Origin of the sequence: Snodgrassella sp. W8124 (genome assembly GCF_016100875.1) — a bacterium.
Taxonomy (GTDB): domain Bacteria; phylum Pseudomonadota; class Gammaproteobacteria; order Burkholderiales; family Neisseriaceae; genus Snodgrassella; species Snodgrassella alvi.
Genome location: NZ_JACFRP010000003.1, coordinates 1 through 13,206, shown reverse-complemented (window position 1 = coordinate 13,206; position 13,206 = coordinate 1). Strand labels below are relative to the sequence as shown.

13 protein-coding genes are annotated in these 13,206 nt (G+C 34.5%); 9 read left to right on the top strand and 4 right to left on the bottom strand.

The features are described from left to right. Positions 1-82: 82 nt before the first annotated feature. Positions 83-535 (bottom strand): universal stress protein, encoded by a 453-nt coding sequence (locus H3U73_RS09315; RefSeq protein ID WP_025329829.1) that lies wholly within the window; start codon positions 533-535, stop codon positions 83-85. Positions 536-712: 177 nt separating this feature from the next. Between H3U73_RS09315 and H3U73_RS09310 the strand changes: the two genes are divergently transcribed. From H3U73_RS09310 to H3U73_RS09300, 3 genes are read left to right on the top strand one after another with little or no spacing between them, the layout of a single operon-like run. Further along, positions 713-1,144, top strand: a complete 432-nt coding sequence (locus H3U73_RS09310; protein ID WP_100125989.1) for a thioesterase family protein — start codon at positions 713-715, stop codon at positions 1,142-1,144. Next, complete coding sequence (locus H3U73_RS09305) at positions 1,145-2,047, top strand: tyrosine-type recombinase/integrase (protein WP_198190453.1); 903 nt, start codon at positions 1,145-1,147, stop codon at positions 2,045-2,047. Positions 2,048-2,070: 23 nt separating this feature from the next. Then, positions 2,071-2,709, top strand: coding sequence for a LysE family transporter (locus tag H3U73_RS09300; RefSeq protein ID WP_037476080.1), 639 nt, complete (start codon positions 2,071-2,073; stop codon positions 2,707-2,709). A gap of 80 nt (positions 2,710-2,789) precedes the next feature. Here the strand turns inward: H3U73_RS09300 and H3U73_RS09295 are convergent, their stop codons facing one another. Both H3U73_RS09295 and H3U73_RS09290 read right to left on the bottom strand, forming a co-directional pair. Continuing rightward, the gene (locus H3U73_RS09295; protein ID WP_180296339.1) at positions 2,790-3,167 is read right to left on the bottom strand and encodes an aminotransferase class I/II-fold pyridoxal phosphate-dependent enzyme; all 378 of its coding nucleotides are present in this window, start codon (positions 3,165-3,167) and stop codon (positions 2,790-2,792) included. 250 nt (positions 3,168-3,417) lie between these two features. Continuing rightward, the gene (locus H3U73_RS09290) at positions 3,418-4,779 is read right to left on the bottom strand and encodes an MFS transporter (protein WP_198190452.1); all 1,362 of its coding nucleotides are present in this window, start codon (positions 4,777-4,779) and stop codon (positions 3,418-3,420) included. Between the two features lie 306 nt (positions 4,780-5,085). On the opposite strand from H3U73_RS09290, the gene H3U73_RS09285 reads away from it, so the two are divergent. From H3U73_RS09285 to H3U73_RS09265, 5 genes are all read left to right on the top strand, one after another. Next, positions 5,086-5,769: a winged helix-turn-helix domain-containing protein gene (locus H3U73_RS09285; RefSeq protein ID WP_198190451.1), complete on the top strand. Its 684-nt coding sequence runs from the start codon at positions 5,086-5,088 to the stop codon at positions 5,767-5,769. 190 nt (positions 5,770-5,959) lie between these two features. After that, on the top strand, positions 5,960-6,502 hold the full coding sequence (locus H3U73_RS09280; RefSeq protein ID WP_084547615.1) for a hypothetical protein: 543 nt from the start codon (positions 5,960-5,962) through the stop codon (positions 6,500-6,502). A gap of 296 nt (positions 6,503-6,798) precedes the next feature. Further along, the gene (locus H3U73_RS09275; protein ID WP_037393121.1) at positions 6,799-7,539 is read left to right on the top strand and encodes a carbonic anhydrase; all 741 of its coding nucleotides are present in this window, start codon (positions 6,799-6,801) and stop codon (positions 7,537-7,539) included. A gap of 529 nt (positions 7,540-8,068) precedes the next feature. Next, on the top strand, positions 8,069-8,662 hold the full coding sequence (locus H3U73_RS09270) for a DJ-1/PfpI family protein (protein ID WP_084552699.1): 594 nt from the start codon (positions 8,069-8,071) through the stop codon (positions 8,660-8,662). 36 nt (positions 8,663-8,698) lie between these two features. Beyond that, positions 8,699-9,730: an AI-2E family transporter gene (locus tag H3U73_RS09265; protein WP_041879928.1), complete on the top strand. Its 1,032-nt coding sequence runs from the start codon at positions 8,699-8,701 to the stop codon at positions 9,728-9,730. A 51-nt stretch (positions 9,731-9,781) separates the two neighbouring features. On the opposite strand, the gene H3U73_RS09260 is transcribed toward H3U73_RS09265, so the two are convergent. Beyond that, the gene (locus H3U73_RS09260; protein WP_198190450.1) at positions 9,782-10,981 is read right to left on the bottom strand and encodes an MFS transporter; all 1,200 of its coding nucleotides are present in this window, start codon (positions 10,979-10,981) and stop codon (positions 9,782-9,784) included. Between the two features lie 476 nt (positions 10,982-11,457). Between H3U73_RS09260 and H3U73_RS09255 the strand changes: the two genes are divergently transcribed. Next, positions 11,458-13,062: a DUF6119 family protein gene (locus H3U73_RS09255; protein WP_084549694.1), complete on the top strand. Its 1,605-nt coding sequence runs from the start codon at positions 11,458-11,460 to the stop codon at positions 13,060-13,062. Positions 13,063-13,206: the final 144 nt, after the last annotated feature.

Genomic DNA, 13,206 nt, shown 5'->3' with positions numbered 1-13,206 from the left:
ATTGATACTTTACATAAATAAATAGCAGGCAATAATTGAGCTCATTGCCTGCCAGATTTCAATAGAAATAACAAATTGTTAATCAGTCATCATCACGTACACGTAATAACATCACCGGAATATCAGACTGTCGTAACACACCTTCAGCCACAGAGCCCATTAATATATGCATAAAACCACTGAAGCCGTGAGTACCCATCACCAGCAAATCAACATTATGTTCCGTCGCTTCCTGAATCAGCATATCAGCCACCTTATCACCGGCACTTTCCAGCACTTCAATTTCATACTGCATACCGGATTCTTCAAGTAGTTTTTCTGCCTGCTCTAAACCTTTTTTACCTGCTGCATTAACTGCTTTGCGTACTTCTTCAGAGGGCAGCGCTCCTACACCACCCCAGCTAAACTGTGCCAGATCCACAACATTGACTACCCGTAGAACCGCATTACATAATTTAGCCAGCATTATTGCTTCCTGCAAGGCTCGCATAGCAGCTGCACTTTCATCTACCGGTACCATAATTTTGTGATACATCGTTATTCTCCCTGCCCGACAAACCATAACTGCGTTTGTTAATAAACTGAAAAACAACAATACAACCTAAGAAATACTGGCAAAGCTTAGCACAAATTTGCCTGATACAAACATCAGCCGGCTACAGAATACCTCAAAAACTGCTACCATCTAGCCTGAATCCAGTAAGGAAAACCCATGAGCCGTATTCATATCGAACCACCCGAACACTGGCTGTTTCATACCACAATCAAGGTATATATCGGTGACATTAATTATGGCAATCATCTGGCCAATGATGCCGTATTACGCCTGTGCCATGAAGCACGGCTGCGCCTGCTGGCCTCGTTCGGCTTTAGTGAAATGGATATTGGTGGTACCGGTTTGATTATGCTTGATGCTGCTCTGCAATTTCAGGGACAAAGCTTCTATGGTGATGAATTAAACTTTGATTTGGGTATATCTGAACTAAGCAACACCGGTTTCAGTATTTTGTACCGTATAACCCGTGTCAACGATGGTGCTGCTATTGCCATGGTAAAAACCGGTATGGCTTTTTTTAATTATGAACGCCAGCGTATCAGTCGTACACCTGAGGCTTTTCGTCATCTCCTTGCACAGAGTAATTAAATGCAGACTACTTCATCCCCCAACTGGATACTCTGGAATGAATTTTTTCAGCACTTACAGCAGCGTGGTCTGTCTGCCTTAACCTGCACAGCCTACACTCGTGACCTGATTCAGCTCATCCGGCTTCTGCCCGATAACCTTACTGCTGAAAGCATTACACGGTTGCATCTGGTCGGTGCATTGAAAAAACTTAGCGGGATGGGTGATAAGCCTGCCTCACTGGCTCGTAAGCTTAGTACGTGGCGAGCCTATTTTAATTTCCTGCAACGTCAGGGAAAAATTGAAACTAACCCAACTAACAACATTAAAGCTCCTAAAGCGGGGGCACGTCTGCCAAAAGCCGTTCCGGCAGAAAAACTAAATCACACTTTTGACCAGCCCACAGCCGAAGATACACTATCACTGCGCGATCAGGCTATTTTCGAATTGCTGTATGGCAGTGGCTTACGTCTGAGTGAACTTGTGCAGCTAGACTTGCATCACCTAATGCTGAATGAAAACTGGGTTCATGTTAGTGGCAAGGGGAACAAACAGCGTCAGGTTCCTTTGGGTCAGAAAAGTATTGATGCTTTACGGCGCTACCTGACCTGCCGTTATGCCATTGCGGGAGAAAATGCCGTTTTTACCAGTCAGCGCGGCACACGTCTGAGTGCGCGTCAAATTCAAAACCGTTTAAATGTCTGGTCAATTACTCATGGCAGCGACCGCCATTTGTCACCGCATATGCTGCGGCATAGTTTTGCCAGCCATGTTTTACAAAATGCTCATGATATCCGCGCCGTACAGGAACTGCTTGGGCATAAATCCATCAGCACTACCCAGCAATACACTAAGCTGGATTTCAATCATCTGGCACAAATTTATGACAGTACTCATCCGCGTGCCAAACGTCGTAACAAATAGCCGTTTTAACTCTGAATCTGTTTATGCTTAATCAAACACAATCCATGATTGCCAGTATCGTTTTGCTTAATCTTCTGGGACAGCTATCTCCGGGGCCAGATATGCTGCTTATCAGCAAAACCGCACTGAATTACTCACGCTGGGCTGCATTTTGCGTAGCACTTGGCATTACTACAGGCGTGGCTTTCTGGTTATTACTGACTATTGAAGGTTATAGCGCCTTATTGCAGCAGCTGCCCTGGTTACAGAATATCCTGATGCTGGCTGGCGGTTCATACTTAATCTATTGCGGCTACCAGATGCTGCGTACAGTTATACCCCAGAATAATTCCATTACTGCACCAATACAGGAAAAGCATTTTTTCTGGAAAGGTCTGATTACCAATTTGTCTAATCCGAAAATCATTTTTTATCTGGGCAGCGTTATGTCCATGGCTATGGCTAATGTACATAAACCCACATTAAAATATGAGATTATGCTTATTTTACTGGTACAGGTTTTACTGACCTTATGCTTAATGATATGGCTGTTTTCCTTACCCATAATTAAACGCAATTATTTGCACTGGAGTCTGGCTATCGACCGCATTGGCGGCTGTGCATTCATCTGCTTTGGCTGCTGGTTATATATTCAGATTATCACCAGTCTGCTTTATCATTAACTGATAAATAAAAAGGACAGATAAATCATCTGCCCTAATTTTTTACTGCCAAAATTTATTTTACCCAGTGCACAATAATTCTACTGGCTAAATCCATCATGATAAAATGCCGCCAGCAGTACCATAGTTACCCGATGTGTAATCAGCAATTTCCGCACAAATTCATTTTCTGGCGCAGTGCTGACATCTCCGTAATTGAGTACCCTAAAATATATTCCCTGAGGCACATAAACCTCAAAACGTGAATAACGCAAACCAGCCAGCATAAAATTGCATTTTTGCTGAAAAAAGCAGCCTAACTTTTCATAATGTGAAGCATCTGCCAGATAAACAGCAATAGCATATAGTATAGGCGTATGGATACCAAATACATCAAACTGATGAACCTTGCGAAACGCTGTCATCAATACAGCAGCTGCTACACAATAGCCTATTTTCCAGCCAGTTGCATGTAACAACTTAGCAAACAACCGATAACCAAAGTTCGTTTACGTAATAACGGGTGATTTAACAATATCTGCGGGCGGGGTAATACACAAAGGCATTATTACCAGTGCCCATCTCTGCCAACGCATTCTTATATAATCATTTATCCTGCTCAATTGAACGTAATTGATCGGCTCATTCGAGCATTTTTCCATATGATGATTTATCTTCAATAAGAATTTATTTGAATTGTTAGCCACATAAGTAAAAATGAGACTGTATTTATTTTTTTATTCTAAATAAAGAGACATATGAATAAACAAACATAATAGAGAGTACACTAAAAGTAATACCCCATAATTTTTGATAGGTAGAAATATTCTCTAAAGGCGAAATCTTTGCTTCTAATAACATTAAAGAACATGCTGACCCAATAATAATTCCTCCATTTTGAAAAAGCCTTAATAAGCCTCCAATCGTTGATTGTTTATCTTTTTTTTGATCCATCGCTATCTGAATTAATGAACCTTGAAACAGTCCGCCACCTAAACCATAGCACAAAGCAGCTATAACATAATTAAAAATTGCAATATTAAAACTCACAAAGAAAAGCAAGGCAAAAGCAAATAGCATAAGCGGTAAAGCATAAATTAGTATAATTTTATTACAACTTGAATTTATTACTTTTCTGCCAAACACACTTAAAATAACGCCAATGGGTGCGGCAGTACAGATTAATCCTATATAATCGATTGGATAACCAGCTTCTCTAATAAACAAGAGAGGTGACGCTGAAAAAATGATGCCCGCTGTCAACCCAAATATCAAACTGCCAATTGAAACGTATCTAATTGACGAGATGAATAATAATTTGACAGGAAAAAAAGGATTGGAGCATTTTGACTCTATTCTCAAAAAAATAAAAAAAATGAATAAAGTAGAAATACCAATAAAATTTTTTTCAATCAATAACAGATTTAAATTATCAGAATAAATAAGAGAAACACAAGCCACTAACATTATAAAAAAAAGTATCATTCCTTTTAAATCAAAAGTCTCTCTTTTTAGTGTGTTTACTGCTTTAGTTATTTTTAAACTAAAAAAACATCCCACAATACACAATGGAACATTAATTAGAAACAAAAATTGCCATCCCCATAATTTTAAAATAACACCGCCGAAAGAAGGCCCTAAAATTGGTCCTAAACTTATCGCCAACATTATGAAAGAATTTAACCTTATTTTCTGTTTACATGATTGTAAACCAGCCAGCCCCAAGCAATTTGCCTGCAATAGCGCGGCACCAATTCCTTGCCCGCATCTTGCTATAATAAGCTGATTTGCAGACTCAGAAAAACCAGCTATCAATGAGGTTAGACCAAAAAGCACGAAACCTGCTATTAACGCTATTTTTTGCCCCCAAAAGTCACCAAGCCAACCGCCAGGAACAAGAAAAATAATTAAAAATAATAAATATAAAGTAACAGATAATCCGATATATTCCAAAGAAACACCAAAGTCGATGGAAAACGTATTCAGAGCTAAGTTTATAATACCGGTATCCAGTGTTGATAAGAATAATCCTAAACAACATGTAATATAAATAGAATATATTGGTTTAGAACTATCTACTACTTTAGTCATTTATAGTCCCCGTCTTAATTTGATTACACCATTAGCTAATTGCCTGCAGAAGAAAGTAATTTCACCCTCAACCAACCATCAAAAGTTGCAATAATAAAATATCCATTTTTCATATTGACTCAAATCTTTTCTCTCTTGTTTTTATTGGTGAAAATATCTGATTAGCTTATTTACTTTTCAGGAATAATGTTTAAAAAGAAATTTAAACAAATTAGCTAAAAAGCGTATATTAATTCGCTGTGCTTAATTGATTTCAAATTGAATAATAATAAAAAAATCATAGATTTTTCATGGAGATTCTAAAGAGTGAATAAATTATATTGTAAGGATTTAATACGATTTTCAGACGCAATGTCTGATTTCAGTAGAGTTATAATTATCACTGAATTAATGAATGGCAGAGCTCTTTCAGCCTCATGGTTAGCAAATCGACTGAATCTGTCGCCACAGGCTACTCGTTTTCATTTAAAAAAACTAGAAGATGTTGATCTTATCCATCATAGAGAGTGTGGTAAACACCATTACTATGAAATAAAAAATCAAGATACCGCAATGTTTATTGAATCAACTTTTAATATTATTCCTCCGAAAGAGTGTTTATTTTTATCCAATATTAACACTAAAGAAAAATTTAAAGAGGCAAGAACATGTTATAAACATCTAGCCGGTTCATGGTCTGTTGCACTTACGCAGTCATTTATTAATAATGAATTTATTGTTATACAAGATAATTTTTTTATAGTTACTGAACATGGTAAAAATTTTTTTAAAGGACATAAGCTATTAATCAACGCATCTAATACAGCTAGTGTTGGAAAGCGCTGTATAGATTTTACTGAGCATAGGGATCATATTGGTGGTCCATTAGGGACTTTATTGCTTCAATCAATGCTACAACAAGAATGGTTTAAACAAAATGATAATAATCGTGAATTGACAATTACGCCAAAAGGTAGAAAAAACTTAAATGTATTATTAATTGATAAATAGAGATTTACAATAAAAATTAACTTTTTGATGATAAACTAATTATATATGTTTAGCATGATGTCAATTCTGGATTAACTGATTCTAAGCAATTTTTAGCTCAAATAAGAGCTTAAGCAGTTCATACTTTAATTGAAAATGATTGCTATCATATCCAGATAAATCAACAATTAGAAGGGGGGCTTTAATTATTATGAAAAAAACATTATTTATATTTTTCTGCTTAATATTTTTTTCTTTCCACACGGCTTTAGCAGGACAAAATAATTTAATACTATTCGAGAAAAAAACAAAAATTATTTTTGACAAAGATATAGTTATATTAGTCACTCCCAGTGAAAATACAATTAATAAGTTAAAAACTAGTATGGGTGATGATTTCTATATTATGGCCGATGACGCTAATTATTACTCCTTCTTAGTTTTTAATTACCTTAAATCTATTAATAAACCATATTTAATAAAGAACGATGAAGCTATTTTTTATTTTCAAAAAAATGGCGTACTACACAAAATACAAAATAATAATTCCCATCTCCATTGGTGGGCATTATTATATAAACATAACGAAGGAAAATACAAAATTGTAGCTTTAATTGATTTTGAAGATGAATATAAAAAATTCATATCAGATGGAGATACTTATTCAAAAGATGAATGGATTTTTAATAGTAAAGTTAGCGATATACAAAAATACTTTTTGAGGTTCTGCATCAGACTAATTTTACTAATCTAAAGAGTTCTACATATACTACGTTTACCATTTAACAGTAAGTACTGTCGCAAACTTGATTTATATATTTTATTTGATAGCAAATTAATAGATGTTTTTTATATAACACCATCACAAATTTCAGTTCCTATTGATGGTAATTTGAAATTTAGATTCACCATGATTTAAACCAGAAATAGAATACCATATAAAAAATATTTAATATATTAACAATATATCAGATTCTAACAACAAAAATACTACCCAACTTTACCAAATAAGACTAAACTAAAAAATAATAAACCCATATGAACCGCATCATGAGAAAAAATATTTTAGCTTTATGTCTTAGCCTTGGTCTGGCTACCTCAGCCATGGCGGAACAAACCCACTGGGGTTATCAAGGTGATAACGCACCGGAAAACTGGGGTAACCTGCCTGATGCACAAACTTGTGCATCAGGCAAAACTCAATCCCCTATTGATATTTTTGACAGCAAAAACAATAAGCAATTACCAGCACTGAAATTTAATTATCAACATGCCGATATTAAGCAAATTATTGATAATGGTCATTCACTCCAGTTTAACTTTGATGCAAACAGCACATTTAGCTACGAAAACAAAACATACAAACTGGTTCAGTTTCATGCTCATGAACCGGCTGAGCACACGATTAATGGTGTCCGCTATCCGCTGGAATTACATTTTGTTCATCAGGCTGCTGATCACAGTAATCTTGTCATTGCCGTATTTGTGCAGGAAGGCAAAGAAAATTCCTACTTTGAAAAATTATCCGTATTTAAACAACTTGCCAAAAATAGCAGTGAAAATACCGATATATTATTCAACCCTGAACACATTTATCCGAAAAATCACAGCTACTATCGCTATACCGGTTCACTGACTACTCCACCATGCAGTGAACCGGTAACGTGGATCTTATTCCGTCAGCCGATTACCCTGTCCAAGGATGAAATCGAAGAAATTTCTCATTATCTGCCGAAAAATAACAACCGGCCGGTTCAGCCACTCAATAACCGCATTATTGAAAACAATTAAGCCATAATTGCTCAATAAAAGGTCAGAAGAGCATCAGCAAAGTCTGACCTTTTATTAAACCTCACAGCCTAAATGTTTTTAATTCTGCATTTATAAAACCAAATTACATCAGCTAAATTTAAGCAATACTGGAAGAACCATTATCCATGTATGCTTAATGTTATTCTCAATTTTATAAGCTTCAAACTCTTCACCCGTCTTTTCTCAGTTCACCTCTGCCAGTCAGCTCATTTTCAATTTATTTCAGCATTACCAGTTATTCTGATTACAACATTTTTATATTTTTACAACTGAATTATCCACGGATTTAGTTTGAATACTTCACAAGTTCATATCTAACTGAAAAATAATCTGAATTATAATTATATCTAGATAAATTCATATCCTATATTTTTGGATTTGCCTAATTTTAGACTCCACTATCCAAGTACAAATAAACATCTGAGAAGTGAAAAAATGATATGCTACTCATATTCAAAACAATATTCAGAAATTTATCTTTTCAACCCGTCTACACTAAGGAAAAATAATGCACATCTCTATCATTCTATATCCTGATTTCGAAACCCTTGATGTTTTCGGACCTGTAGAAATATTTGGAAAAGTTCCAGACTGGAAAATGCAGTTTTATTCCCGTGATGGTGGCTTAATAAGCAATCGAGATGGTGTACAGATTGCTACCGAAAGTTTTAACACGATGCCGCAGTCCGAAATCGATACGCTTTTCATTCCTGGTGGAACAGGAGCCAGAACACTTATCCTCGAAGCTGACTATATCAACCAGCTAAAGCAATTGGCACAAAAAAGCCGGTATGTATTAACAGTATGTACGGGTAGTGCCCTACTGGCTAAATCAGGATTACTTGATGGAAAACGAGCAACATCCAATAAACTCTCTTTCGAATGGGTAAAAACTTCATCGTTACAAACTCAATGGATAGAAAAAGCCAGATGGGTTACAGATGGGAAATACTACACATCTTCAGGTATTAGTGCAGGTATGGATATGGCTTTAGCCTTTGTACAAGACAGGGCCGGAGAAACCGTTGCCCGACAAATCGCAACCAGAATCGAATATCGCTGGCAGCAAGACAGCCAGCAAGATGAATTCTGTCTGAAATAAAATTTTATTGTTATAAAAATTAACCCGGGAAAAATTATGCTTTTAGATGAGCAACAAAAAATAGGACTGTTTTTTGTAGTATTGTATTCTGTCTTTTTTATCATATTTATGGAAATACACTTAATGTCCGGTGTTATTTCCGGCTTACTCACCTATACCCTGACACAGAAGCTTGAAGATTTTCTGGCCAAAAAAATGCATCGCTGGGGCAATAAAGCCAAACTTTTTTCCGTATTATTACTTTCACTGCTCATCATGGCAATACTCATTAGCGGCTTTGGTTACCTGATTAGCTGGGTAATTAGCGTAGCCAAAGATCCGCAACAAACCCTTACTCATATTCAAAGCTTATTTAACAGCATTGCCAGCTCACTGCCCAAAGAACTAAATAAATATATTCCTGATAATCTGATTGAATTGCGAACCAATGCACTAAACTTTATAAAAGAACATGTTCTATATCTTCAGTCAGTAGTTAAGCAATTATTTCATTCATTGCTAATCATCATCATTGGTATGATTATCGGTTTGATTGCCGGCTATCAGCAGAACAAACGCAATATCACTGAAACCCATTCCTCATCAACAATTTATATGCAGGCACTCAAAGAGGGGTTAAATCGTCTGGTACTGGTATTTCAATATGTTGCCTTCTCACAGGTAGTGATATCCTTTTTTAATACCATTCTGACTGCTATTTTCCTGCTTATCATATTACCTTTATTCGGTATTCATCTGCCTTTCAGCAAAAGCCTGATACTGGCTACTTTCGTTCTTGGGCTGATCCCCATTATTGGCAACCTCATAGTCAATACTATTATGTGTCTGGTTGCATTTACTATTTCATTCTGGATGGCAGTAATTGTCCTGTTATATCTAATTATCATCCATAAAATCGAATATATACTCAATGCCAAAATAATTGGTAACAAAATCCACGCCGGCATTTGCGAACTGCTGATTGCAATGGTATTGTCTGAAAGCTTATTTGGCGTAATCGGATTGATTTTTGCGCCTATCTTTTATGCTTTCCTGAAACTGTCTTTAAAACAACTCAAAATCATTTAATCTGATTTCGTATATCAATAAAAAGGCCATCAACAATGGCCTTTGAGTATTTTAGCGTTTATACCGCTCCACATCCGGTAACAAAATTGTCAGTATTCCAAGTAATGGCAAAAAAGAACAGAATTTAAAAATAAGTTGTAAGCTGGTTTTATCGGCTACATATCCTAAAACTGCTGCTGCAATTCCACTCATCCCAAACATAAATCCAAAAAACAGACCGGCAATCATCCCGACGCGGCCGGGAATCAACTCCTGAGCATAAACCACTATTGCCGAAAAAGCTGAAGATATAATTAAACCAATCACACAGCTTAACAGCGCCGTACCCCAAAGATTTGCATAAGGTAAGGCCAGAGTAAAAGGTGCAGCACCTAAAATAGAGAACCAAATAACATATTTCCGACCAATACGGTCACCTACCGGACCTCCGACAAACGTACCAATTGCCACACAGGCCAGAAATAAAAATAGAAATAACACTGCAGATTGTTTAGTTAGAGCAAATTTTTCAATTAGATAAAAGCTATAATAATTGCTCATACTGGCCATATAAAAAAATTTAGAAAAAATTAATACGGCAAGAATGAATAAGGCCAGAACAGTCTTACTTTTATCATAAGGTAAAATACAATTTGCTGCTGCCTTGTGTCTATTTGCAGCCAGATGACGAGCACTCCATGCACTGATGCGGCACAAAAGCAAAATAGCAATTACACCAATAACGATAAACCACAGAATATTACTTTGCCGGTTATATCTCAGCACAACCAAACTCACCAGTAGCGGCCCAAGTGATGAACCCAGATTACCGCCTACCTGAAATGCCGACTGAGCCAGACCAAACCGACCAGCAGAAGCATTACGTGCAACACGGGATGCCTCAGGATGGAAAGTAGATGATCCTACTCCTAGAAATGCTGCGGCCAGTAATAATAAATAGAATTGACTGACCAAACCCAGCATGCACAAGCCAAACGTCGTTGAAACCATACCTAATGGTAATAAATAAGGTTTCGGATGCTTATCTGTGTAATAACCGATTGCGGGCTGTAAAATTGAAGCTGTAAGCTGATATACCAGACTAATACAACCCACCTGAGCAAAACTTAACTGATATTTTTCTTCCAGTAAGGGATAAGTAGCTGTCAGCATCGACTGAATTAGGTCATTACACAGATGTACGCCTGCTACCATTAAAATAACCGAAAGAAATAACTGATTAGATGAGAACTGACTAACTTGCTGATTCATTATTTTCAACTAAAGAGAATAAGATAAACAATAACTTTTGTAAGGTATATTACTTGAATAAATAAGAATAACATATAAGATTTTACTTTATACATCTAACTAAATTTATAACAATAAAAAAATTTTATTTAAATAATAATAATATCCTTACAAAGAATAAGTTCAATTGTAATCAAGTAAATTTTTTAGAAATAACTGCAAATTAATCATATATTTATTTAATTTAAAATATACTGTTTCTATTCTTTTCAATTCAATATTGAATTCTTAAAATGTTATATTTTTAATACAAAAGCAAATATTTGCAATCAATAATTAAAAAAATATTTATCTTGGTTCTAAGTGTATTTTAAAATAATTAACAATTAGATTTCATATAATCTATATTTGTTTAAATAAGTTTTTAAATGCATATTTAGAATTAATAATAAATTCTAAATATTAAATATTATAAATATTTATAAAGGAACGTAGATTTGAAAAAGTATAATCTAAGCATCTTAATGCTAAAAGAAAATATCGAATCAGCCGAACAAGCTATCGACAACAATAAAAATATTTTTTATAGAGATATCCCTTTTAATTCTGGTATAGGTCATTTATATTTTAAATCTATTCAACCAAATTCACCTAAATGGGTTAGTTTATTTACATCAGTAATAGATGATGATCTGGACGAACTAAAGAACTCAAGCGCGTCAGCTGTTTTTATAATTAAAAGTAAAAATAGATTTTTTGCGTTGACTTTTGGATATGGAAAATCATTATTACAAAATGATTGCTATGAAGAAAATTTTGGCCTACGTATAGCTTTAAATACAATTGATGCTGAAAAATTACGTAGTATAGATTGTGAACATTTAGATAGAATTACGAGACAAGAACGAAGTCAAACCAATATAGAAACAGCACTACCGAACTTTGGCATTGATATTGAGCAAGATTTGATTAAAGCTGTAACAGGTAAACCCAATGATGAAACCCTTTTGGGAAAACGATTATATGGAAAAGATATTTTAAAAATAAATATTTCCTTTTCACTTGAAAAAATAATGCCTTTTCTCGAAAAACTTGAAAATCTTTATCAAAAAGAAACTTATAAAGAAAATTTTGGTTGGATTGACAATTTAAAAGAAGTTCGAGATATTTCATTAGTTAATGAGTTAAATGATCAACTTGTACAGAAATTCAAAGGAAATGATAATTTAAATAATATCTTGTTAGTGATTCCGGATATAGTTGATTGGTCTAACATTAAAGGATTCAGATATGCACCATCAAAACAAAGTCCATTATTTATGGACATCGATTATGAAAGTTATAAATCTTTTCTCGACAATAAATCAATAGATATAACAATAGATACATTCAAAAAAAGAAGTATTTATATTGAATGGGAAGGAACTAGTGGAAATATAAAACAATGGTCAGTATATAAATGTATATATTGTGAATCATATCTAAATAAGAAGAATTACATTTTAAATAGTGGAAAATGGTATCAAATAGATCATAATTTTAATGAAGAATTAAACAATGATTTATCTAAAATACCTCAAGCAAATTTAAATTTACCAGAATATGATATTAACGATAGAGATGAAGATGGGTTTAATGAACAAAAATATAACAGCTATATTTGCGATGAATATAAAGATTTCTATTTAATGGATAGAGAATTAATAATACATGGAGGCCAAAATAGTAAAGTTGAATTTTGTGATATTTATTCATCTATAGACAAACGTCTTATTCATGTAAAATATGATAGAGGTTCTAGCAATCTAAATCATTTATTTTCACAAGGGTATATATCAGCTGAGTTATTATTATTTGACGAGAAATTTCGTGAAAAAGTTTATCGTAAACTAAATGGCTTACATAATTTAAATGATTTAGAAAATTTTAGTCAAAATCCTAATGCTAATGAGTATGAAGTTATTTTTGCCATTGCTAGTACTAAAAAGACTAGATCTACAGAATTACCACTATTTAGTAAAATTAGTCTACGAAATGTTTATAAAAAACTTACAAAATTCGGAATAAGAACCAGCTTAGAATTTATTAAGGTAATAAAGTAATCAATCTAGTCTCTAGATAATCGCAGCAGCCATTAGGCTGCTGCGGTATTGTTCTCTTCTGTTTTATTCTCAGTACTTAAAGTAAGAAACCCGGCTGACTAATCAACCGGGTTCTTCTATAGGGAGTCTGGCGGTGTCCTACTT